The following is a 21,338-nucleotide window of genomic DNA, read 5'->3' as shown; positions in this document are numbered from 1 at the left end:
GATTTCCCTTGCGGCTTTCTGCTGTGTCCCCAGTCTGCACAGTTAAGCGGGTCAAAAAAGGGTGGATTTACGTAAATTCCGTCCGCTTTTTACGAATTAAGCCGTTCAGGAGCTTAAAACTCTTGAAATTCTAGTTGCGCTGTATTACTATAAGTTTGTCCGCGCCTGCGGCTGTACTGTCTTTATGGCGATTCTATCTGTATTATTAGCAGATGAACGTATATTTTTCTGCAAAACGGAAAGAGTGAGTAACAACCGATTCAATCATTGGGGAGGTGAAATAGAAATGAATAAATCCGAGCTGATTTCCCAAGTATCTGAAACGGCAGAATTGTCCAAGAAGGATGCGACTAAAGCGGTTGACGCTGTATTCGAATCCATTGCACAAGCTCTGCAAAGCGGAGACAAAGTTCAACTCGTTGGATTTGGCAACTTTGAGGTTCGCGAACGTTCTGCACGCAAAGGACGCAACCCGCAAACAGGTGAAGAAATCGAAATCCCTTCGAGCAAAATTCCTGCTTTCAAACCAGGCAAAGCGCTCAAAGACGGTATCAAATAAGATTTCTACATATACCATATGTAAGCAAGAAAAAGACCGTGATGAATCTTCAATGGATACTGTTCATTTTTTGTCAGTACAAATTGGAGATACCTGCGAGTCTGTTCGGTTCGCCGGATGGATCTGCAGGCTGTTCACGGCCTTTTCTTTTCTATTTGGGCTCTTCCTGGTCTGTATAAGCAATGAGTACAACGGGCTCGCCAGCCGCTTCGCTCATTTGCTCTTCAAATTCACGGAGCTTGGTTACCGTTTTCTCATCGAGCTTTGCGGGTTCGTAGTTCATTGGTTAATCACTCCTTTTTAAAAATAAATACTGTGTAAGTATGCCATACGGACTTGGAAATTATTAAACTTATGCAAACAAGGGCATGAATGATCCATAGAAGGGAGGATGCAGCATGGAAAACGTCAACAATACGGATTACATCGTCGTGAAAGCCAAAGAAAACGGTGTGCAGGTCATCGGCTTGACCCGGGGCCACGATACCAAATTTCATCATACGGAAAAGCTCGACAAGGGCGAGGTTCTGATTGCACAGTTTACAGATCATACGTCGGCGATGAAAATCCGCGGCAAAGCGGAGGTTCAAACCAAACATGGGATCATCGAAAGCGAAAGCTAGAATGCAGGCATAGCCTGCTTTTTTTCGTTGTGCATTGAGGTATGGACTCCGAGGATGAAGATTAAACTATAGGATACCAACAAGCGAGGGAGGTCAATTTTGATGAACCGCTTTATCCTGGCAGGTGCCGCACTCGTTATCACTGTAGGAACGGCGCTTCTGCTAACTCAAATCGGCAGTCTTCATACCTCGGTAACAAGCCAAAAGCAGGCCATGCCTGTTATTTTGCATCAACCCGGGTGGGAGCTCAGCAATGACAATATTGTGGATGCCTTGGATTCACTTCCTCTGACCATGCAGATCCATAGAGTGGAGTGGAACGAGTCGGCCCTGTCCATAGATCTTATCGTGACGGCTCCGGATACCAAGCTATCGGAAATATACCGAAATATCGCGGACCTTTTGTCGTTCAGTTTTTCCGGCACGCTCAACGTGAAGCAGGTCAAACTCCGGCTTGTTGCCGAAGACAAGTGGGTGGGCACGCGGCATCTTTTGCTCGCTGCGGATGCAAGAAGGGAAGACTGGGATGACAACGTATTTTGGGAGCTGAGACGCGAGGGTGAAGCTCCAATCTCGGATACGCTCAAACAGCGGCTGCACGTGATTGAAACGCTATTGTGGAAAAAGCAGTTCGGAGTGCTGCAAAATGGGTAAAAAGAACATGACCGATCTTCTCTCACGGGTGTTTATCCACGGTCAGGAGAGCTTAGTGACGTGATTATAGAACCGTTTACTCTTCAGCGGAAAACGACCTTAAGTCAATCTAAAAAAGAAGACTAGCACCCGTGCGTGGCGAAAAGACATGTGATATAATAGAAAAGATTGTGAACAAAAGTTCTTGTTCGTGGAAATGAAAGTGATCCAAGAAAGAAAAAGGCTCGGAGGCTGACGATGAAACCGTACCGCGTACCCCAACTAGCAAAGAAATATGTCGAATACGACATGATACAAAAACATACGGAGCTGCCGCCTTTTCCTGACGCCCGTGTTCAGCTGTTATATATTTTTCTGAATCAGGGAACAAGCAAGCCTTCCGTTCACAGCGAGCTGTTCTCGCTGGTTACATCCCTGGTGCAAATAGGTATAGATACGCATGAAACGATTGATACGCAGGAGGGCAAGCCGGGCGAAGGATTTATGCGCTCCCGTCAGCTGAAAGTACTCGCAGGAGATTATTTCAGCAGCCGGTTCTACCAGCTCCTGTCCCAAAAAGGTCAAATCGAGGCTGTATCCCGTCTCAGCCAAGCGATTTGCGACGTGAATGTACTCAAAATGAACCTGTATGGCAAAATGAAGAGCCTGTTATTGTCAGCGGAAGACTACTTGCGGCAAACGGTGCAGCTGAATATGCAGCTGTTTCTTTCGTTTACTCCACTGCTCGAGGAATCCCTGCGCGAATTGTGGAATAATCTTTTGCGGGATGTCAGCGAATGCGAGACCGTCGTTAGAGAAATGCAACGGAGCATTAGTGAACCGTACATGTACAGTTATTCTTACTGGCATATCCTGGATATCGCCAGCGAAGAGGATAAGCAGGCACTGAGAGAACGGAAAATCGACAACAAAGACTGGAAAAAGTTGATGCTGAAATATAAGGCAGGGGAGCATATGGCTGATAGGCTGCGTCAAGCGGTGAACGGAGTTCAGTCCATCCTCAAAAGCGTCAAGGGGGACAGCCGCTTCCGTGAGATCGGGCAAGTTCTGGAGCCTTTCCAGCGGCAGCTTCATGCATCCGGATCAGCTGTCGGAGAAGGGTAGGGTTACTTGATGAATATCAATACTTCTGATAAGACCAAAGCACATACGGAAGAGCAGTACGATCATGTTCAATCCGTGTTTGAAAGCATAGCTTCCAAGTATGACATCATGAATGACATTTTGAGCTTCCGCAGACACAAAGCCTGGCGCAAGTTCACGATGAAGCAGATGGCGATGAAACCGGGAGATACGGCCGTGGATCTGTGCTGCGGGACCTGCGATTGGACGCTGAGCATGGCTGAGGCAAGCGGTACGGGCCAAGTGATTGGCCTGGATTTCAGTCCAAACATGCTTAAAGTCGGAGAGAACAAGGTACGTGCCAAGCACAAGGAGGACCAAATCACCCTGGTTCAGGGGAATGCTATGGAACTTCCGTTTGAGGACAACCGTTTTGACTATGCAACCATTGGCTTTGGTCTGCGGAATGTGCCTGATTTGGAAAAGGTGCTCCAGGAAATGAGACGAGTCGTTAAACCTGGCGGCATGGTGGTTTGTCTGGAGCTGTCCAAGCCAACTTGGCAGCCCTTTAAAGGCATTTATTATTTTTATTTTCAAAAGATATTGCCAAGCTTGGGCAAGCTTTTTGCCAAAAGATATGATCAGTATAAATGGCTGCCGGATTCGCTAGCCCTTTTTCCAGGAAGGGAGGAGCTGGCAGCAATATTCCGGAATGTTGGTTTAGAGCATGTCAAGGCCTATCCCCTGACTGGCGGCATCGCGGCATTACATATTGGGATTAAGGAGAATCGGCATGTTTAAGAAAATCGGCGTTTTTTTGGAAATGATCAAGATCGAGCACACCTTGTTTGCGCTCCCGTTCGCATTTATGGGTGCCATTTTAGGATCGGTCGTGGTGAACGCACATCTGCCATCCTGGGCACAAATTGGTTGGATACTTATGGCGATGTTCGGCGCAAGAAGCGCGGCGTTTGGTCTGAACCGGATGATCGATCAGGTTATTGACAAAAAGAATCCGCGTACTGCTGGCCGTGCGATTCCGGCAGGACTACTGAAAAATGCGGAAGTTATCGTATTTACAATCATCTCGTTTATTTTATTATTCTGGGCGGCTTACGAACTTTCGCCTCTTGCGTTAAAGTTGCTGCCAGTCGCGGTATTCATGCTGGTCTTCTACTCTTATACCAAACGTTTCACTTGGCTATGTCATCTGGTACTCGGTTTAACGCTGGGACTGGCTCCGCTGGGCGGCTGGGTCGCAGTAACAAACAGTATCGACTGGACTGCAGGTTTGCTTTATGTAACGGTTGCTTTCTGGACGGCAGGCTTTGATATTATTTACGCGATTCAAGATATGGAATTTGATAAAAACGAGGGACTATATTCTATTCCCGCTCATTTCGGTCTTCATAAATCCCTGTTGATTGCGCGCTATTTTCATGTCCTGACGGCTATTGGCTTCGTTATTCTGTTCTTTATTACAGACCTTAGCTGGTGGTATTTTGCCGGAATGGTGATCTCTTATATTATCTTATTCTACGAACACTATATTCTGTCTCCAAAAGATATGAGCAAGCTGCAAACCTCGTTTTTTACCATGAACAGCGTTCTCAGCATTGCAGTATTTGTCTTTACGCTGATTGACCTGGTGGTGCAGTTCCATTGATACATACGGAAAGTGAAAAACGCGGCTGGGTCGTTGGCATTACAGGGGCAAGCGGCTCTGTGTATGGTATCCGTCTGATTCAGGTACTGCTGGAACAAGGCTATCCGGTGCATATTGTGGTTTCCAATGCCGGCTGGAGGGTGCTGAGCGAGGAGCTTGGCTGGAGTGTCGGCAAAAAGGAACAGGTCCTGAAAGAGCATTTTGGCGGACTGCCTGGGAAGCTGCAATATCATCCCGTGGCGGACATCGGGGCAACGATTGCAAGCGGCTCCTATCAGGTAGAGGGAATGGTGATTGCTCCTTGCTCGATGGGCACCTTATCAGCCGTTGCAAATGGGACTTCCGATAATCTGATGACAAGAGCAGCGGATGTCATGCTTAAAGAAGGGCGGCAGTTGGTGCTGGTTCCCAGAGAAACACCGCTGCATGCCATTCATTTGGAAAATATGCTAAAGCTCGCCAGGCTGGGTGTTCGTATCATCCCGGCTATGCCGGCTTTTTATTTTCATCCGAAGACGATCGAGGATTTGGTTGATTTTCAGGTCGGCAAAATCTTGGATAGTCTGAGGGTTGAACACCAGCTGTTTACCCGCTGGAACGGAGGAGAGGCTGCTTCCAGGCTCCCGGATGGCAAATGACGTTTTGCTCCATGTGATTTATGCTGTACATGTATGCTATGATTTGACTGATATTGATGCGAACAAAGACTTTAGACTCGAATTCTGCTGTTGCTGAAGGGAATGCGGATTGAGAATACGCTGACACGGGTGAAGGAATGAAAAGATTAGACATATTCGGCTTACTGAAAAAAGATATGAATTATATTGAAGATGAGCTATTTCGATCGATTGAAGGCGAGCATGAGCTGCTAAACGAGACGTCCATGCACCTTCTTAAGGCTGGCGGCAAACGCTTGCGTCCTGTTTTTGTCCTAATGGGTGGCAAATTCGGCTCTTATGATCTGGAGAAGTTGAAGCATGTAGCCGTTCCGCTGGAACTGATACATATGGCCTCGCTGGTGCATGATGATGTGATCGATGATGCGGATACCCGCCGCGGGGAACTGACGGTTAAGTCCAAATGGGATAACCGCATCGCTATGTATACAGGCGATTACATTTACGCCCGTGCCCTAATGATTGCTGCGCAGCTGGAGAATCCTCTGATTCATCAGGTACTGTCCAAAGCAATGGTCGAGATGTCCATCGGCGAAATGGAACAAATCCGAGATTTTTTCAATACGGAACAAAGCGTCCGCCGTTATTTGCTACGGATCCGCCGTAAAACGGCCCTTTTGATCGCGATCAGCTGCCAACTCGGTGCAATCGCTTCGGATGCCGATCGGAAAACCGCCAATTTGCTGTACCGTTACGGCTACAATGTCGGAATGGCATTCCAGATTCAGGACGACTTGCTCGATCTATGCGGAACCGAGAAGCAGATTGGTAAGCCTCCCGGCAGCGATATGAGACAAGGAAACATTACGCTTCCGGTTCTTTACGCCCTGCAGGATGCGGAATTGAACGGTCCGCTCTTGAGAGAAATCAGCTACATCCGTGAACGTAACGGTGAATGTGATGTTACCGGAGCCATTAAGCTGATCAAGGCAAGCCGCGGCATTTCCCAGGCAGAGAAGCTGGCGGACCGCTATATCAAAAAAGCACTGGAAGCGCTTGAGAGGCTGCCGGATAACCGGACCAAGAAAAACTTAAGGGATATCGCACACTTTGTAACCAAACGGTCCTATTGATGGCTGTTTAGTAACAACTCGTCAGTCTGATGTATCTGTAAAGAGATGAATCAAATCTTACCTTATGTCTTGAATCAGAATAGGAGAGTGAGTTTATGGAACGAACTTTTTTAATGGTCAAGCCTGATGGCGTACAGCGCGGTTTAATCGGAAGGATTGTTGCAAGATTGGAAGACAAGGGCTTCAAAATGGTAGCAGGCAAGCTGCTCCAGGTGTCGGAGGAGCAGGCCAAACGGCATTATGCAGAGCATGAAGGAAAAGATTTTTATGATAATCTGGTGCGATTCATTACATCCGGTCCTGTGTTCGCCATGGTTTGGGAAGGCGATGATATCATTGCGCTATCCCGTATTCTGATGGGCAAAACAAATGTAAATGAGGCGCTGCCGGGCACGATTCGCGGCGATTACGCTTCTCATACACCTCATAATCTGATCCATGGATCCGACTCACCGGAGAGCAGCGCGCGTGAAATTGCGAATTATTTTGAAGCGCATGAACTGGTGAATTACGACAAAAGCATTTCGCCGTGGATGTAAATAACCCGTTATCTCTGTCCGGAGGTGCTCCAACCGGAGAGCATCTCCCGGATCCGGACTATTTGGCTTTTATTCAACATATCAAGCAAAGCACCGGCATTGATCTGTCGGAATACAAGGAAGCCCAAATGAAGCGACGTCTGACGACACTTCGTGTGAAGAACGGTTACCCGACTTTTGCTTCATTTTATGATGCGATTACCAAGGACAAAGCGCTTTTTTATGAATTTTTGGATCGGATGACCATCAATGTGTCTGAGTTTTGGCGCAATCCCAATCGTTGGGAGGTTCTCAGGGACGTCATTCTGTCTGAACTGACCTTGGGAGGGAAACGACGCCTGAAGGTATGGAGCGCTGCCTGTTCTACGGGTGAAGAGCCTTATACTTTAGCGATGATTCTTGACGGTAAAGGGGTGCTTGGCGATACTTCGCTGGTAGCCACAGATATTGATGAAGGAGCAATAGCCAAGGCGAAGCAAGGTCTATACATGGAGCGTTCCTTGAAAGATGTGCCGCCCGATGTGGCTTCAAGGTATTTTACGCAAGAAGGGTCCATGTATAAATTCAGCGAACAGCTGAAGAAAAACGTTCAGTTCCGCAAGCAAAATCTGCTGCTGGACCGTTTTGAGGATGCTCATGACCTGATCGTTTGCCGAAATGTTATGATCTATTTTACAGAAGAAGCCAAAAACAAGCTGTATCACAAGTTTGCCTCAGCCCTTCGTCCGGGCGGGTATTTATTTGTCGGCAGCACAGAACAGATATTTACGCCAGGTCAGTATGGCCTTGAGCCGACGGAAACCTTTTACTACCGAAAAAAAGCCTGATTATTCATTCCGTGGGTATAATTAGCCCCGCTTGTTACGATACTAGGATCAATACGAAGGTTTGGAAAAGTGGAGGTCTAGTTTCAGTATGGATAAGCGCAAGGTCATTACGGCTTACCGCCGGGGCTTTATTACGATTCAGGAATGTGGACAGATTCTGGGCATCGAGGATATCCGATTAAGCCAGATGGTACAGGATTCGGTTGAAAGTCTGAGGGAAGACAATCAGCAGGCAGACAGATTATCCCTTAAGAGCAGCAACGCTGAATAAGACGCCGTCCCTTCAATTTGTGAGGGACCGGCGTCTTTTCGATTTACGGACGCATTCCTTGTCAAAGCAAGTGAGCTATACTATAATGAGCAAAGATATCTTCGGATTTTAGCCAATTACCGTTTAACAGTTTAAAGGGGGAAAGCACATGAGTATTCGTTACTTAACAGCCGGGGAAACGCATGGTCCCCAGCTTACTGCTATTATTGAAGGTCTGCCAAGCAATCTTACATTGGATTTTGAAGCATTGAATTTTCAACTGCAGCGCCGTCAAAAAGGACATGGTCGCGGACGCCGGATGCAAATTGAGAAAGATACGGCAAGAATCGTCGGCGGCGTACGCCATGGCGTAACTACCGGTGCACCGGTGGCAATCGTTGTGGAAAACAAGGACTGGGCGAGTTGGAGCCAGATCATGAATGTCGAGCCGATTGAGGGCAATGATGAGGAGAAACGCCGCGTACATCGTCCTCGTCCTGGACATGCCGATTTGAACGGTGGCTTAAAATATAATCTGAAGGATCTCCGGAACGTGCTGGAACGCTCCAGTGCCAGAGAGACTGCCGTCCGTGTGGCTTGCGGGGCGATTGCACGCCAGTTTCTTGAAGAGTTTGGCGTCAAGATCGGCGGACAAGTTATCCGCATCGGGGAGATAGAAGCCCCAGCCAACCAGTTGTCCGTTGATGAACTGAACGAGAAGACCGAGGCTTCTTCCGTGCGGGTGGTCGACCCGGAAACGGAACAGAAAATGGAAGCTTATATCGATCAAATTAAAAAAGAAGGCGACTCCGTCGGGGGCGTTGTGGAATGCGTTGTTGAAGGCCTTCCTGTAGGTCTCGGAAGCTATGTCCAATATGACCGTAAGCTCGATGGGCGCATTGCGCAGGCAGTCATGTCGATCAACGCGTTTAAGGGTGTTGAGATTGGCATCGGATTCGAAGCGGGTGTTCTTCGAGGCTCCCAGGTTCATGATGAAATCATTCATGAAGACGGCCGCGGATACTACCGCGCAAGCAACCGTCTTGGCGGGTTTGAAGGCGGTATGACCAATGGTATGCCTGTCGTGGTGCGCGGTGTGATGAAGCCGATCCCGACATTGTACAAACCGCTGAGAAGCGTGGACATTGACACGAAGGAACCTTTCACGGCACAAGTAGAGCGCTCTGACGCATGCGCCGTGCCTGCTGCAAGCGTCGTGATGGAACATGTCGTCGCCTGGGAAATTGCCAAGGCGTTTCTTGAGAAATTCGGCGGTGATTCCATGGATGAAATTCATGCCAACTATAACAACTACTTGGCACAAGTGGAGAAATATTAATGATGAGAACCGTACATGTTGAATTGGGAGAACGCTCGTATCCGATCTATATCGGCTCCGGTCTGCTTCCGCAGGCCGCGGCTTATCTGATAAAACATGGGTTGTCTGTGAAAAGTCCGCATCTGATTGTCACGGACGATAAAATTGCACCGCTTCATCTGGAAACCTTGAAGTCTTCCCTGGAAGGCGCAGGATTCCGTTTCGTGATCTCCATCGTTAAATCCGGGGAAAGCTCCAAATCATTGTCAGTCTACGAAGAAGTCATGACTACGGCGATTCAAGGCGGGCTGGACCGCAATTCCTCCGTCATTGCTCTTGGAGGCGGCGTGGTCGGGGATTTGGCCGGGTTCGTTGCCGCTACATACATGCGAGGTATCTCGTTTATCCAGATGCCAACGACGATTCTTGCACATGACAGCAGTGTGGGTGGGAAGGTCGCCGTTAACCACCCGCTAGCCAAAAACATGATTGGCGCCTTCCATCAGCCGGAACTCGTACTGTATGATCTTGATACGCTGAAGACGCTTCCTGCCCGTGAGGTTTCTGCCGGGCTGGCTGAAATGGTAAAACACGGACTTATTAAGGACAAAGAATTTGCATACTGGTGTAAGGAGCATGCTAGCGAACTGCTCTTGCTTGACCTCGACGCCCTCGGATATGGCCTGGAGCGCGGCGTAGCCATTAAGGCAGAAGTGGTGTCTCAGGATGAACGTGAGGGAGGTCTTCGTGCCATTCTTAACCTTGGCCATACTATTGGTCACGCCATTGAAGCTGTTGGCGGATACGGTGAATTTTTGCATGGAGAAGCCATTTCCATCGGGATGGCCGGTTCGGCCCTTTTAGCCGAGGCACTCGGACGCGGAGAAGGCATATATACCGAAACAACCGCAATGCTTACCTCTCTGAAATTGCCGGTCGTTCTGCCGGATCACTTGAATGAGGATGATTTGATGGCGGCCATGATGCACGACAAGAAATTCAAAGAAGGTACTCTGGTATTTGTGGTACCGGACTCAATCGGATCTGTCAGCATCGTAAAGGATATTCCGCAGACATTGGTCAGGGATATTCTGAAACAGCTTAGAAAGGGAGGAAAAGTAAATGTATAACAGAGGCATACGCGGTGCGACAACTGTAGAGCGCAATGACGAGCGTGAAATTCTCGACGAAACGGTCGTCTTGATGCGTGAGATTGTAGAGCGCAACGAAGTGAATCCAGAGGATATCTGTAGTGTGTGGATTACGCTGACGCAGGATCTGGACGCTGCTTTTCCGGCAAAAGCCATCCGGCAGTTGGAAGGCTGGGAGCTGGTTCCTTTAATGTGTTCCGTTGAAGTCCCCGTTAAAGGAAGCCTGCCGCGTTGCATTCGCCTGATGGTTCAGGTGAACACGGAAAAGAGTCAGAGCGAGATCAAGCATGTATACATGAATGAAGCAAAGAAACTTCGTCCTGACCTTGCCGCTCCGAAAGCCTGACTTTTTTGAATCGCGTGCTTGCCAAGACAAGGGTGAATCCTGTATAGTGTACGTAACATAGAATGACAGAAGCGAAGATGTAGCTTGTGAACATTCTATAATGCATTGTTCGAATGAAGCGGAATCGCTTGTTTTCGAGCTATGTCCTTAGATTGAATCGAGATGGAGATCTTGGTTAATCTAAATAGCTGAGTAGAGTTTAGAAGAGCTGAGTTGAGTATAGAAGAGCTGAGTCCATATGCGTAGCGCAAACTTTGGAACGTCTGGCAACAATGTATACAGTTGGTTTGCATTTCTTATTCCGTGAATACAGGGAATTAGGGAATACAAATGTCTTCTGTTATATCATGATTGCTGCGGCGACTCTGTCCATATACTTAATGAACCTGAAACCTCTACTTCGGTAGAGGTTTTTTTGTTTTACCACTGTAATGCGAATGGATACAAGGGAGGGAACAAACAATGATGAATCCGAGTGTGGAGCAGGTCATGAAGCTTTCCCGCGAGTATAATTTGATTCCCGTCGTTAAACGGCTGCTTGCGGATATGGAAACACCGATACGTATTTTTCAGCGTTATGCTGAACGAGATTGCGCATTTTTGCTTGAAAGTGTGGAGGGAGGAAGCCAGTGGGCGCGTTACTCCTTTATTGGAACCGATCCTTTCATGATGATATACGGCAAGAAAGGCGAAATCGTACTGGAGAGAAATGGCGGTAAGGAAAAGATGAACGGGAAGCCGGTTGAAGAACTGAAAGCCCTGCTCCGCCGCTATCGCAGTCCTAAGGTGGAAGAGCTTCCTCCGTTCACGGGCGGCGCAATCGGGTTCTTCGGTTACGATCTGCTGCAATATTACGAGAAGCTTCCCGCTCATGCGGTGGATGACCTCGGCATGGATGACATCCGGTTCATGTTTTGCGATACGGTGATTGTCTTCGATCATGTGAAGCAGCAAATTTTACTGGTCGGCAACATTCATGTGAAGGAGGGGGATACGGATGACGATATCCGCCGGAGCTACATGGATATGGACCGCAAACTGGCGGAAATTGCCGAACAGCTGCAGACGCAAGGCCCACGCGAAAATGTCAACGGACGGGCAATACCCGCAGATATCGAGCTAGGCGAGATCAAATCCAACATGACGAAAGAACAGTACATGGCGAACGTGGAGCAGGCGCAGGAATATATCCGGTCGGGAGACATTTTTCAAGTCGTATTGTCCCAGAGATTTCATATCGAAACAGAAGTTTCTCCACTCCATGTCTATCGTGTACTGCGCACGCTCAATCCTTCTCCTTACATGTATTATCTGAAAATGCACGAGGAGATCATCGTAGGCACATCTCCCGAAGCGCTCGTGAAGGTTGATGGCGACAAGGTCGAAACAAGGCCGATCGCCGGTACCCGTCCGCGTGGTTCTGACGAGGCAGAGGATCAACTCCTGGCCAAGGAACTGCTTGAAGACGAAAAGGAGCGTGCTGAGCATCTGATGCTCGTCGATCTGGGACGTAATGATCTGGGGCGCGTTTCGCAGTTCGGAACCGTAAAATGCGACATGTTCATGGAGATTGAACGGTATTCTCATGTGATGCACATGGTTTCCAATGTATCCGGCACACTCCGGGACGACAAGGATTTCTTCGATGCCTTTCTGTCATGCCTGCCGGCTGGGACCGTATCGGGTGCGCCGAAGCTGAGAGCGATGGAAATCATCGCCGAGCTGGAACGGGAAGCCAGAGGAGCATACGCCGGGGCTATCGGATACCTCGGTTTTAACTCCAACATGGATTCCTGCATTACGATCCGGACGATTATATTCCGTAAAGGAAAGGCGTATGTGCAGGCTGGGGCAGGAATTGTCTGGGACTCGGTGCCTGAGAAGGAATACGAGGAGACGGTGAACAAGGCAAAGGCGCTATTGAAATCGATCCGAACCGCAGAAGCGATGTTTCCACCGGTCATTCAGGAAGAACAAGAGCAGCTAAACCAGGATTATTTTTATGAATATACGCCATAAACACAGAGGAGGAGAAGAAGATATGAGTATTAGCGGATTTATTCCAGCTTGTTTGAACCGTTTGATTGGGGGCCAGGATTTAACGCGCGAGGAAGCGCGCCAGTTGATGTCGTCGATCATGGAAGGCGAAGTTACCCAGTCACAGATTGGTGCGCTGCTGATGGCGCTTCGCATCAAGGGAGAGACGGTAGAAGAAATCACGGGTTTCGCCGAAGCGATGCGGAATGTCGCCAGCTCGGTCCAAACGGATCGTGAAAAGCTGCTGGACACCTGCGGGACTGGCGGATCCGGAATTCACAAATTCAATATTTCAACAGCTTCGGCCATTATTTCTTCTTCCGCCTCTGTGCGGGTGGCCAAACACGGAAACCGGTCGGCGTCAGGTCGTGCAGGAAGCGCGGATGTACTGGAAGCGCTGGGTGTGAACATTCATCTGAGCAGTGAGCAGGCTAAGCGCTGTCTTGATGAGATCGGCATCTGCTTTTTATTCGCGCAGCTCTATCATCCTTCCATGAAGCATGCCGCAGGCCCGCGCAAGGAGTTAGGGATACGTACTGTTTTCAATATGCTGGGACCACTGACCAATCCGGCAGGAGCCGATCGCCAGCTGCTTGGTATATATGACCGTAACCGGACGGAGACCATTGCCGAGGTTCTAAGGGAGCTTGGCTCCAAGCGTGCACTCGTGGTAACCAGCCATGACGGTCTCGATGAAATTAGCATTTCGGCGCCGACCCAGGTTTCCGAGCTGCGCGGGGGAACGGTTCGGACCTATGATATCCATCCGCATGACCTTGGGCTTGATGTTCATCCGCTTGAGTCTGTTCTCGGCGGAGATGCGCTGCAAAATGCAAAAATAGTGGAGTCCGTCCTTCAAGGCGTAAAAAGTCCTTACCGGGATGTTGTGCTGGCCAATGCGGGTGCATGTATTTATGTCTCGGGGTTATCGGACACAATCGCTGAAGGTGTTCATACAGCAGCACAGGCCATCGACAGCGGCAGCGCATATTCCAAACTTCAACAGCTGATTCAAACGACGGGAGAGCTGAGTTATGTATCTTGATCGCATTGTGGAAACCAAACGTGAAGAAACAGCCAAGATGGCTGAACATTTTTCGATAGAAGAGGCAAAAGACAAAATATCTCAAATGCCTGAAACCAGAGGCTTTGCCCGCGCTTTAACGTCTGGAAGGCACCGGGATATGGGACTTATAGCAGAAGTGAAAAAGGCATCTCCTTCAAAAGGATTGATCCGTCCTGATTTTAATCCAGTCGAAATCGCACTTTCATACGAAGAGGCGGGAGCAGACTGTTTGTCGGTACTTACGGATGCTCCATATTTCCAAGGCAGCGGAGAGTATCTGAAGGCAGTCCGCGAAGCTGTGAATCTGCCGCTGCTCCGCAAGGACTTTGTCATTGACGAGCGTCAAATATACGAAGCGAGGCTGCTGGGAGCGGATGCGATACTTCTCATTGCAGCGATCCTGACTCCTGAGCAAATCAAGTCGTTTATGACAACGGCGGCTTCGATCGGTCTTGATTCCTTGATCGAGGTTCATAGTCTTGACGAGATGAAACAGGTGCTTGAGCTAGATCTCCACGAAGGAGCGTTAATCGGAATCAACAACCGTAATCTGCATACGTTTGAAACATCGCTTTCTGCTACGGAAGAGCTTAGTAAACTGGTTCCTGTTGGCGTGCCCGTCATCAGCGAAAGTGGAATTTCTGGCATTGCCGATATGGAATTTTTGCGTAATACAAGTGCATCAGGCGTTCTTGTAGGCGAGTATTTTATGAGGCAAAAGGATATTACTGCCGCGGTTCACACGTTAATGGGACCATTGCCGAAGGAAGGCGGCGTACATTTGCATGGATAATACGAAAGTAAAAATTTGTGGACTTCAGGGCGTTGAAGTGCTAAAATCAATGATAAACATGCCGGTGGATTATATCGGTTTTGTATTTGCCAAAAGCCGGCGACAGGTCTCTGCCCGAACGGCTGCCTCTATGGCTGACGTGATAAAGGATTGGAAGGCGCCTGTCGTACCGCGTAGTGTGGGTGTGTTTGTCAATCCGGAAATGGATATGCTCGAGGATATCATGTCGGAGATCAGACTGGATGTCATCCAGCTTCACGGCCAGGAAAGCCCAAATTTTTGCCGGGATATTAAGGAACGTTTTCAAGTTGACCTGTTCAAGGTCGTTTCAGTCGGCCAACAGCATCAAGCCGATGGGAACCCCGTGGCCTTTCAGGATTACGCGGGAGTGATCGACGCATTGCTGCTGGATACGTTTGAACCGCAATACGGAGGTGGGTCTGGATCCACATTCTCTTGGGAGAAAATTCCTGAATATCAGGAATGGACCCGAAGCCAAGGCATTCCGCTGATTGTTGCAGGGGGACTTAACGCCTCGAACGTAGCGGGACTCATGCGGGATTATGCTCCGGATGGGGTTGATGTATCTAGTGGTGTTGAGACGAACGGGGCTAAAGATCTCGAAAAAATAGAAGCTTTTGTGGAAAGGGTGAAGCAGGCATGACTCAACTGCCGGATCAAAATGGACGTTTTGGCGAATTCGGAGGCCGGTTCGTACCGGAAACTTTGATGAACGCACTGATACAATTGGAGGAATCCTATAAGCATTTTTCACAGGATCCTTCCTTTCAGGAGGAGCTTTCATATCTGCTGAAGCAGTACTCCGGAAGAGAAACTCCGCTTTACTATGCGGAAAGACTCAGTAAGCATTTGGGCAAAGCGAAGATCTATCTTAAGCGAGAGGATCTGAACCATACAGGCGCCCATAAGATCAATAATGCTTTGGCGCAGGGTGTACTGGCCAAAAGAATGGGTAAAAACAAAGTTATTGCCGAAACGGGAGCAGGCCAACATGGCGTAGCGACAGCTACCGTGGCGGCTCTTCTCGGTATGGAATGTAAGGTCTTCATGGGCGAAGAGGATACCAAGCGTCAAGCGTTGAATGTATTCCGGATGCAGCTGCTAGGGGCTGAAGTTATTCCGGTTTTGTCCGGTTCGCGGACATTGAAGGATGCAGGCAATGAAGCCCTTCGCTACTGGGTCAGCAATGTGGAAGACACCTTCTATATCCTGGGCTCTGCCGTCGGACCGCATCCATATCCGATGATGGTGCGCAATTTCCAGCGGATTATCGGTGATGAAACGCGCCGCCAGATTCTCGAAGCTGAAGGACGGCTCCCGGATCATATCGTCGCAGCGATCGGCGGAGGCAGCAATGCAATCGGCATGTTCTATCCTTTTATTGAGGATGAAGAAGTGGCCCTGGTCGGCGTGGAAGCTGCAGGCAAAGGCGTTGAAACCGCATTTCATGCGGCAACCATGAGCAAAGGAACCAAAGGTGTGTTCCAAGGCTCCATGAGCTATCTGCTTCAGGACAAGTTCGGTCAGGTTCAGGAGGCATTTTCGATCTCAGCGGGACTCGATTATCCAGGCGTTGGACCTGAACATTCATATTTGAAGGAAGTTGAACGGGCAAAATATGTTCCTATTACCGATCAGGAGGCGCTTGATGCGCTGCAGCTTCTGTGCCGTACGGAAGGCATTATTCCGGCCTTGGAATCCTCGCATGCGGTCGCCCAGGTCGTGAAGATGGCCCCGGGTCTCAGCAGTGATGACATTGTTGTGATCTGCTTGTCCGGACGAGGGGACAAAGACGTGGAATCCATTATGGCCTACACAGGAGGGAAGCAGGCATGAATCTGATCGATCAGACATTTAACCGTTTAAAAGAAAATGAGCAGACCGCACTTATTCCTTTTCTGACCATTGGAGATCCTGATCTGGACACGTCGGTTGAGATCATAGCCGAGCTGGAAGCTGCCGGGGCGGACATTGTTGAGCTTGGAGTACCTTACTCCGATCCGCTTGCCGACGGGCCTGTCATTCAGCGGGCTTCCCAGCGGGCTCTGAAGCATCAAGTGAACATTGTATCCTGCATGGAAGCTGCCGTAAAAGCTAGGGCTGCCGGTGTGAAACTTCCGTTCATCCTGTTTACTTACTATAATCCGGTGCTTCAATTCGGTTTGGATCGTTTCTTTGACGAAGTGAAGAGACATGATATCAGCGGACTGATCATTCCGGATTTGCCGGTAGAGGAATCTGCCGAAATAACGAAAAGGGCCGAGGCTGCCGAGATTCATGTCATACCTCTGGTAGCACCGACCTCCCAAGCAAGAATCAAAAGCATCGTGGCGGGTGCCAAAGGTTTTGTATACTGCGTATCTTCGCTGGGTGTGACAGGCGAACGTTCCAGCTTCTTTGACGGCGTAGAGGGATTCATCGGGCAGGTCAAAGAATATACGGATATTCCTGTTGCCGTAGGTTTTGGTATCTCGAACGGCGAGCAGGCAGCGAGATTTGCGCGTATCTGCGATGGGGTGGTCGTAGGCAGCGCCATCGTTCGCCAGATCGAAGAAGCAATACCATTACTGCAAAATACAGACACCCGCCAAGAGGGACTTTTGCAAATACGCAAGTTTGTGGCACAATTAAAGTAGAGTGAACTAAAGTTTGCTATTCCTTGACCTGAAACTACGCACTGTGCATGCTTTCTTTAGTTCATCTATGTCAAAGCATAAATTTGCCGAAAGTGAGTGGTTATCATGAAACCAAAATCCCATATTGTCAATCTTCCCGTGTATCAGCCTGGGAAACCGATTGAAGATGTAAAAAGAGAACTGGGCCTTGATGAAGTCATCAAACTGGCTTCGAATGAGAATCCGTACGGAGCGTCTCCCAAAGTAAAAGAGGCGATTCTGGCAGAGCTCGAGAATATCAGCATTTATCCCGATGGCGGAGCGGTCGAACTGACTGCTGATCTTGCGAAGACTCTTGGGGTGAACACCAATCAAATTATTTTTGGTTGCGGATCTGATGAGATCATTGCTCTGCTAGCACGAGCTTTCTTCGTGCCTGGGGATGAAACCATCATGGCAGATCAAACCTTCTCGGTATACAAAAGCAACGCGGATATCGAAGGGGCTGTCAGCATCGAAGTGCCGCTGGTTCATGGAACCCATGATCTGGATGCTATGCTGGCGAAGGTCAATGAACGTACGAAAATGATCTGGGTATGCAATCCGAACAATCCGACAGGTACGATTTTGTCCGAGCAAGCGTTGACCGCTTTTCTGGATAAAGTTCCCGCGAATGTATTGGTTGTCTTGGATGAAGCCTATTGTGAGTATGTTACGGACCCTTCATACCCAAACAGCATTCCATATCTCGAAAAATATTCGAATGTTGTCATTTTGCGCACGTTCTCCAAAATTTACGGTCTTGCTTCGCTCCGGATCGGCTATGGCATCGGGCAGCCTGATGTCATTAAATTGATCAACCAGGTTCGCGAACCGTTCAATACGACACGGGTTGCGCAGGCGGCTGCTAAAGCAGCGTTAAAGGACCAAGAGTACATTGCAAGTTGCCGCAGAGCTAACGCTGCCGGAATTCTACAGCTTCAGGGAGAGTTTGACCGACTTGGGCTTGAATATTTCCCTGCACACGGCAATTTCATTATGGTGGACGTACGTAAACCGGCAGGAGAAATATTCGATGCATTGCTCCGCAAAGGCATCATCATCAGAGCGGGTCACAGTAAATACCCTACTCATATCCGGGTGACCGTAGGTTCCGAGGAACAAAATAAAGCATTTATTCATGCTCTTGACCAGGTATTGGAAGAACAAAAGGCTCAAGTGTAATAGGATGCGAATAATCAAGTGAGGTAACATGACTACGAAAATTGCTATTTTCGGAGTGGGACTCATCGGCGGTTCTCTGGCGCTTTGTTTCAAAGGCAAGCCAGGGATTACCGTCGTGGGCCATGCCCATCGTCCTGTCTCTGCAGAAAAATATATCAGCCGTGGTGTTGTCGATGAAGCCACGCTGTCCATAGAGGAAGCGGCACTTGATGCCGACTTCATTTTTTTGTGTGTACCGGTAGGCAAATTGGATGAGTATTTAACGAAACTCAGCACATTGCCGCTAAAAAAAGGCTGCGTCATTACGGACGTGGGGAGCACGAAAGCGAGCATCACATCTGCGGCAGCGAAGCTACAACTTCAGGATGTCTACTTTGTTGGCGGCCATCCTATGGCGGGGTCGGAACGTTCAGGAGTCGAAGCGGCGACGCCGCTGCTGTTCGAGAACGCGTATTATGTATTGACGCCTCCTGCCGATTTACCGGATGAGGTGTATGAATCCCTTGTGCATTTGCTGACGTATACGCGTGCTCAGATTGTGAAGGTTAATCCGGTCGAGCATGACAGAATTGTTGGCGCCATCAGCCATCTCCCGCATATTATTGCGGTTGCGCTGGTCAATCAGGTGTGTGATTACAACGAAACCAACTCTCTATACCGCAGGCTAGCAGCGGGTGGTTTCAGGGATATTACGCGGATTGCTTCCAGCGATCCGGTCATTTGGCGTGATATATTGCTCAATAATCGTGAGATTATGCTTCAAATGTTATCGGATTGGAACGAAGGGATCGAATCCTTTGTTCAAATGCTTGAGGCTGAAGATGGGGATGGCATTACCGAAGCGTTTGCCAAAGCCAATGATTTCCGAAGCGAGCTTCCCGAGAGCCGTAAGGGCATAATCACATCCTCTTTTGATCTGTACATCGACGTACCGGATCATCCTGGTATCATCGGCAGAATTGCAACAGAGCTAGGGATGAATCATATCAACCTCAGCAATATGCAGATTATTGAGAGCAGGGAAGATGTGCCTGGTATCATGAGGTTGTCTTTCCGCCAGGAAACGGATATGGAGCGGGCTAAAGAGCTTCTGAACAATATGGACTACAGCATTTCGCTGTAGTCCATAAACCGTTTACAAATCAAGTTTGGATATGGGGTTGACAAAATGAAAACGTATACATATAATAAAAGTACAGTATGGTTTCTCTCCACTCCTATCCAAATAAATGGCACTATGTGCAGCCACCCTTTATAGGGTGGTTTTTTTTGTTCTCTTTTCAGACAAATGATCATAAAAAAATGATTATTATAGTAACATTTTAAGTTTTTGTTTCGTCTAATAGAATATTGATTATATCTTTATGATGGAAAAAATCGCTATTCTGACGCAAATTTCGGCAACATGTGCAAGGATTAACTGACTATCAATCGTTAATATGATACAATGAGAAAGGTATTTTAATAGAATCGTTGGGGAATATGCCAATACATAGGTTTGCGTGACGAAAGGCGCCAACGTGAAGATGGACCGCAACTTTTTATAACCTGTTCGGTACTAATATACAACCGAATCGAACGGGGACGCTTTGTACGGGCGAGGAGGTTACATAAAAATGACGGATTCCCAGATGATTAGGGAGATCAAGAAGGGCAATGTCGAGCTCTTCTCTGAATTAATGCGCCGTTATCAACGGAAAATTTTGGCTTTTGTTTATCATATGCTTAAAAGCTCACACATGGAGCTCATGGCCGAAGACTTATGCTCCGAGACATTCTATAAAGCTTTTCGCAGCTTGCACTCATTCCGGGAAGTAGATGCATCATTCTCGACTTGGTTGTATACGATTGCACGCAATACCGTGCTCAGCGAGCTGAGAAAGCAAAGAGGCGCTCATGTTCCCTTGGAGGAAAGCGGGGTTATCCCGGTCGCGCCGGCAGAGATTGCCCCGGAACAAGCCATTCTGCGTAGTGAGAAGGTGGAGCTTGTCCGCGAGGCCATCAACAATTTGCCGGAGAAACAGCGTTCTGCCTTGATTTTAAGGGAATATGACCAGCTGGATTATCAGGAAATAGCTGATATTTTGGGACAGAGTGTTAGTTCGGTCAAATCGTTGCTGTTTAGAGCCCGATCCAGTGTCAAGGTGCAACTGGAACCGTATTTTTATGAGAATAACTATGAACAATACGAAGGGATGAAAAGCAGATGACTTGCGATGAGGCTCAAGAAATATTCGGACTCGTACCGGATATGAAAGAGCATGATCCAAGACGGCGGCTGCTGGAGGAGCATTTGGCTACATGCAGCGACTGCACGGCCGATTTTGAGTTATGGATGGAAAGCCGCAGCTTCATGATGGATTTGCAGGAAGAGCCATCCGAAGAGCTCGCTGAAGAGATTAACCGGAATGTCATGGACCGGATTTATCGCGAATCTCCATGGCTAATCCCGGATCAAGGCAAGCCTTTTGATGTACCGGCAGTGGCCAGAAGACATCTCTCCCTGTGGATCGCAGGTTTTGTTATGGTTTTCCTTTGCAGCATACTCTATTTTATGGTTATGAACAGACCGCAGGTAAAAGAAACCGCCGAGGCGGCAACGGGCATATTGCCAACCGGAATCGCCGGTCATGCGACTTTGGTATCAGATCATTTCAGTTATGATATTCCTGCAGTGAACAGCGGAATAATCGAGCCTTTTGTTGTGGGTATGGGACCTTCCCATCCGCAGTATTGGATGATTCTATCGGTGCTAGGTGTTGCGATGGCTTTGTTTTCTCTGCGAAGATTGAGCCACATGCGAAAATAGAACGTTGTTCCCGGACATCAGACAGAAA

General features: G+C 48.5%; 25 protein-coding genes. 24 read left to right on the top strand and 1 reads right to left on the bottom strand.

The genetic code is table 11. The features are described 5' to 3' along the window. Positions 1–286 precede the first annotated feature (286 nt). Positions 287–559 (top strand): HU family DNA-binding protein, encoded by a 273-nt coding sequence (locus GRF59_RS14020; protein WP_136606198.1) that lies wholly within the window; start codon positions 287–289, stop codon positions 557–559. A 151-nt stretch (positions 560–710) separates the two neighbouring features. Here the strand turns inward: GRF59_RS14020 and GRF59_RS30005 are convergent, their stop codons facing one another. Then, complete coding sequence (locus GRF59_RS30005) at positions 711–842, bottom strand: hypothetical protein (RefSeq protein WP_272914991.1); 132 nt, start codon at positions 840–842, stop codon at positions 711–713. Positions 843–957: 115 nt separating this feature from the next. Here GRF59_RS30005 and mtrB point away from each other — a divergent pair, with 115 nt between their 5' ends. The 23 genes from mtrB to GRF59_RS13905 all read left to right on the top strand — a co-directional run bounded on the left by mtrB (position 958) and on the right by GRF59_RS13905 (position 21,310). Continuing rightward, positions 958–1,182 (top strand): trp RNA-binding attenuation protein MtrB, encoded by a 225-nt coding sequence (mtrB, locus tag GRF59_RS14015; RefSeq protein ID WP_160498350.1) that lies wholly within the window; start codon positions 958–960, stop codon positions 1,180–1,182. 102 nt (positions 1,183–1,284) lie between these two features. After that, positions 1,285–1,836 carry a hypothetical protein gene (locus GRF59_RS14010; protein WP_160498349.1) on the top strand — a complete coding sequence of 184 codons (552 nt, stop codon included), beginning with the start codon at positions 1,285–1,287 and terminating at the stop codon, positions 1,834–1,836. Positions 1,837–2,073: 237 nt separating this feature from the next. Continuing rightward, on the top strand, positions 2,074–2,940 hold the full coding sequence (locus GRF59_RS14005) for a heptaprenyl diphosphate synthase component 1 (protein WP_160498348.1): 867 nt from the start codon (positions 2,074–2,076) through the stop codon (positions 2,938–2,940). A 9-nt stretch (positions 2,941–2,949) separates the two neighbouring features. Then, complete coding sequence (locus GRF59_RS14000; protein WP_202128688.1) at positions 2,950–3,699, top strand: demethylmenaquinone methyltransferase; 750 nt, start codon at positions 2,950–2,952, stop codon at positions 3,697–3,699. Then, positions 3,692–4,564: a UbiA-like polyprenyltransferase gene (locus tag GRF59_RS13995; protein WP_160498347.1), complete on the top strand. Its 873-nt coding sequence runs from the start codon at positions 3,692–3,694 to the stop codon at positions 4,562–4,564. The genes GRF59_RS14000 and GRF59_RS13995 overlap by 8 nt, the downstream gene beginning before the upstream one ends. Continuing rightward, the gene (locus GRF59_RS13990; RefSeq protein ID WP_160498346.1) at positions 4,561–5,202 is read left to right on the top strand and encodes a UbiX family flavin prenyltransferase; all 642 of its coding nucleotides are present in this window, start codon (positions 4,561–4,563) and stop codon (positions 5,200–5,202) included. Before GRF59_RS13995 ends, GRF59_RS13990 begins: the two co-directional genes overlap by 4 nt. Positions 5,203–5,339: 137 nt before the next feature. Beyond that, on the top strand, positions 5,340–6,314 hold the full coding sequence (locus tag GRF59_RS13985; protein ID WP_160498345.1) for a polyprenyl synthetase family protein: 975 nt from the start codon (positions 5,340–5,342) through the stop codon (positions 6,312–6,314). Between the two features lie 95 nt (positions 6,315–6,409). Next, the gene (gene ndk, locus GRF59_RS13980) at positions 6,410–6,853 is read left to right on the top strand and encodes a nucleoside-diphosphate kinase (RefSeq protein WP_160498344.1); all 444 of its coding nucleotides are present in this window, start codon (positions 6,410–6,412) and stop codon (positions 6,851–6,853) included. Further along, the gene (locus tag GRF59_RS13975) at positions 6,844–7,680 is read left to right on the top strand and encodes a CheR family methyltransferase (RefSeq protein WP_341480071.1); all 837 of its coding nucleotides are present in this window, start codon (positions 6,844–6,846) and stop codon (positions 7,678–7,680) included. Before ndk ends, GRF59_RS13975 begins: the two co-directional genes overlap by 10 nt. 88 nt (positions 7,681–7,768) lie before the next feature. Next, on the top strand, positions 7,769–7,951 hold the full coding sequence (locus tag GRF59_RS13970; protein WP_160498343.1) for a hypothetical protein: 183 nt from the start codon (positions 7,769–7,771) through the stop codon (positions 7,949–7,951). Between the two features lie 148 nt (positions 7,952–8,099). Next, positions 8,100–9,269, top strand: coding sequence for a chorismate synthase (gene aroC / locus GRF59_RS13965; RefSeq protein WP_160498342.1), 1,170 nt, complete (start codon positions 8,100–8,102; stop codon positions 9,267–9,269). Between the two features lie 2 nt (positions 9,270–9,271). After that, positions 9,272–10,378: a 3-dehydroquinate synthase gene (aroB, locus tag GRF59_RS13960; RefSeq protein ID WP_160498341.1), complete on the top strand. Its 1,107-nt coding sequence runs from the start codon at positions 9,272–9,274 to the stop codon at positions 10,376–10,378. After that, a complete protein-coding gene (aroH, locus tag GRF59_RS13955; RefSeq protein WP_160498340.1) occupies positions 10,371–10,745 on the top strand; it encodes a chorismate mutase in 375 nt (124 codons plus the stop codon). The genes aroB and aroH overlap by 8 nt, the downstream gene beginning before the upstream one ends. Before the next feature lie 462 nt (positions 10,746–11,207). Beyond that, positions 11,208–12,764 carry an anthranilate synthase component I gene (gene trpE / locus GRF59_RS13950; RefSeq protein WP_160498339.1) on the top strand — a complete coding sequence of 519 codons (1,557 nt, stop codon included), beginning with the start codon at positions 11,208–11,210 and terminating at the stop codon, positions 12,762–12,764. Positions 12,765–12,786: 22 nt separating this feature from the next. Next, positions 12,787–13,827 (top strand): anthranilate phosphoribosyltransferase, encoded by a 1,041-nt coding sequence (gene trpD / locus GRF59_RS13945; RefSeq protein WP_160498338.1) that lies wholly within the window; start codon positions 12,787–12,789, stop codon positions 13,825–13,827. Beyond that, complete coding sequence (gene trpC, locus GRF59_RS13940; protein ID WP_160498337.1) at positions 13,817–14,641, top strand: indole-3-glycerol phosphate synthase TrpC; 825 nt, start codon at positions 13,817–13,819, stop codon at positions 14,639–14,641. Before trpD ends, trpC begins: the two co-directional genes overlap by 11 nt. Next, the gene (locus GRF59_RS13935) at positions 14,634–15,305 is read left to right on the top strand and encodes a phosphoribosylanthranilate isomerase (protein ID WP_160498336.1); all 672 of its coding nucleotides are present in this window, start codon (positions 14,634–14,636) and stop codon (positions 15,303–15,305) included. The genes trpC and GRF59_RS13935 overlap by 8 nt, the downstream gene beginning before the upstream one ends. Then, positions 15,302–16,498 (top strand): tryptophan synthase subunit beta, encoded by a 1,197-nt coding sequence (trpB, locus tag GRF59_RS13930; protein ID WP_160498335.1) that lies wholly within the window; start codon positions 15,302–15,304, stop codon positions 16,496–16,498. The genes GRF59_RS13935 and trpB overlap by 4 nt, the downstream gene beginning before the upstream one ends. After that, entirely contained in the window at positions 16,495–17,298 is an 804-nt protein-coding gene (trpA, locus tag GRF59_RS13925) for a tryptophan synthase subunit alpha (protein ID WP_160498334.1), read from the top strand. The genes trpB and trpA overlap by 4 nt, the downstream gene beginning before the upstream one ends. Positions 17,299–17,403: 105 nt before the next feature. Then, positions 17,404–18,501 carry a histidinol-phosphate transaminase gene (gene hisC / locus GRF59_RS13920; protein ID WP_160498333.1) on the top strand — a complete coding sequence of 366 codons (1,098 nt, stop codon included), beginning with the start codon at positions 17,404–17,406 and terminating at the stop codon, positions 18,499–18,501. A gap of 28 nt (positions 18,502–18,529) precedes the next feature. Then, a complete protein-coding gene (locus GRF59_RS13915) occupies positions 18,530–19,624 on the top strand; it encodes a prephenate dehydrogenase (RefSeq protein ID WP_160498332.1) in 1,095 nt (364 codons plus the stop codon). Between the two features lie 493 nt (positions 19,625–20,117). Then, positions 20,118–20,711 carry an RNA polymerase sigma factor gene (locus tag GRF59_RS13910; protein ID WP_160498331.1) on the top strand — a complete coding sequence of 198 codons (594 nt, stop codon included), beginning with the start codon at positions 20,118–20,120 and terminating at the stop codon, positions 20,709–20,711. After that, a complete protein-coding gene (locus GRF59_RS13905; protein ID WP_160498330.1) occupies positions 20,708–21,310 on the top strand; it encodes an anti-sigma factor in 603 nt (200 codons plus the stop codon). Before GRF59_RS13910 ends, GRF59_RS13905 begins: the two co-directional genes overlap by 4 nt. The last annotated feature ends 28 nt before the right edge of the window (positions 21,311–21,338 follow it).

This window comes from Paenibacillus dendrobii (genome assembly GCF_009807035.1).
Lineage (GTDB): Bacteria > Bacillota > Bacilli > Paenibacillales > Paenibacillaceae > Paenibacillus_AQ > Paenibacillus_AQ dendrobii.
Note: the sequence above shows the minus strand (reverse complement) of the source record. Positions and strands in the feature narration are given on the sequence as shown.

Coding starts and splice junctions, on each gene's coding strand:
- GRF59_RS14020 (WP_136606198.1), top strand. CDS start 287: ATGAATAAATCCGAGCTGATTTCCCAAGTATCTGAAACGGCAGAATTG.
- GRF59_RS30005 (WP_272914991.1), bottom strand. CDS start 842: ATGAACTACGAACCCGCAAAGCTCGATGAGAAAACGGTAACCAAGCTC.
- mtrB (WP_160498350.1), top strand. CDS start 958: ATGGAAAACGTCAACAATACGGATTACATCGTCGTGAAAGCCAAAGAA.
- GRF59_RS14010 (WP_160498349.1), top strand. CDS start 1,285: ATGAACCGCTTTATCCTGGCAGGTGCCGCACTCGTTATCACTGTAGGA.
- GRF59_RS14005 (WP_160498348.1), top strand. CDS start 2,074: ATGAAACCGTACCGCGTACCCCAACTAGCAAAGAAATATGTCGAATAC.
- GRF59_RS14000 (WP_202128688.1), top strand. CDS start 2,950: ATGAATATCAATACTTCTGATAAGACCAAAGCACATACGGAAGAGCAG.
- GRF59_RS13995 (WP_160498347.1), top strand. CDS start 3,692: ATGTTTAAGAAAATCGGCGTTTTTTTGGAAATGATCAAGATCGAGCAC.
- GRF59_RS13985 (WP_160498345.1), top strand. CDS start 5,340: ATGAAAAGATTAGACATATTCGGCTTACTGAAAAAAGATATGAATTAT.
- ndk (WP_160498344.1), top strand. CDS start 6,410: ATGGAACGAACTTTTTTAATGGTCAAGCCTGATGGCGTACAGCGCGGT.
- GRF59_RS13970 (WP_160498343.1), top strand. CDS start 7,769: ATGGATAAGCGCAAGGTCATTACGGCTTACCGCCGGGGCTTTATTACG.
- aroC (WP_160498342.1), top strand. CDS start 8,100: ATGAGTATTCGTTACTTAACAGCCGGGGAAACGCATGGTCCCCAGCTT.
- aroB (WP_160498341.1), top strand. CDS start 9,272: ATGAGAACCGTACATGTTGAATTGGGAGAACGCTCGTATCCGATCTAT.
- aroH (WP_160498340.1), top strand. CDS start 10,371: ATGTATAACAGAGGCATACGCGGTGCGACAACTGTAGAGCGCAATGAC.
- trpE (WP_160498339.1), top strand. CDS start 11,208: ATGATGAATCCGAGTGTGGAGCAGGTCATGAAGCTTTCCCGCGAGTAT.
- trpD (WP_160498338.1), top strand. CDS start 12,787: ATGAGTATTAGCGGATTTATTCCAGCTTGTTTGAACCGTTTGATTGGG.
- trpC (WP_160498337.1), top strand. CDS start 13,817: ATGTATCTTGATCGCATTGTGGAAACCAAACGTGAAGAAACAGCCAAG.
- GRF59_RS13935 (WP_160498336.1), top strand. CDS start 14,634: ATGGATAATACGAAAGTAAAAATTTGTGGACTTCAGGGCGTTGAAGTG.
- trpB (WP_160498335.1), top strand. CDS start 15,302: ATGACTCAACTGCCGGATCAAAATGGACGTTTTGGCGAATTCGGAGGC.
- trpA (WP_160498334.1), top strand. CDS start 16,495: ATGAATCTGATCGATCAGACATTTAACCGTTTAAAAGAAAATGAGCAG.
- hisC (WP_160498333.1), top strand. CDS start 17,404: ATGAAACCAAAATCCCATATTGTCAATCTTCCCGTGTATCAGCCTGGG.
- GRF59_RS13915 (WP_160498332.1), top strand. CDS start 18,530: ATGACTACGAAAATTGCTATTTTCGGAGTGGGACTCATCGGCGGTTCT.
- GRF59_RS13910 (WP_160498331.1), top strand. CDS start 20,118: ATGACGGATTCCCAGATGATTAGGGAGATCAAGAAGGGCAATGTCGAG.
- GRF59_RS13905 (WP_160498330.1), top strand. CDS start 20,708: ATGACTTGCGATGAGGCTCAAGAAATATTCGGACTCGTACCGGATATG.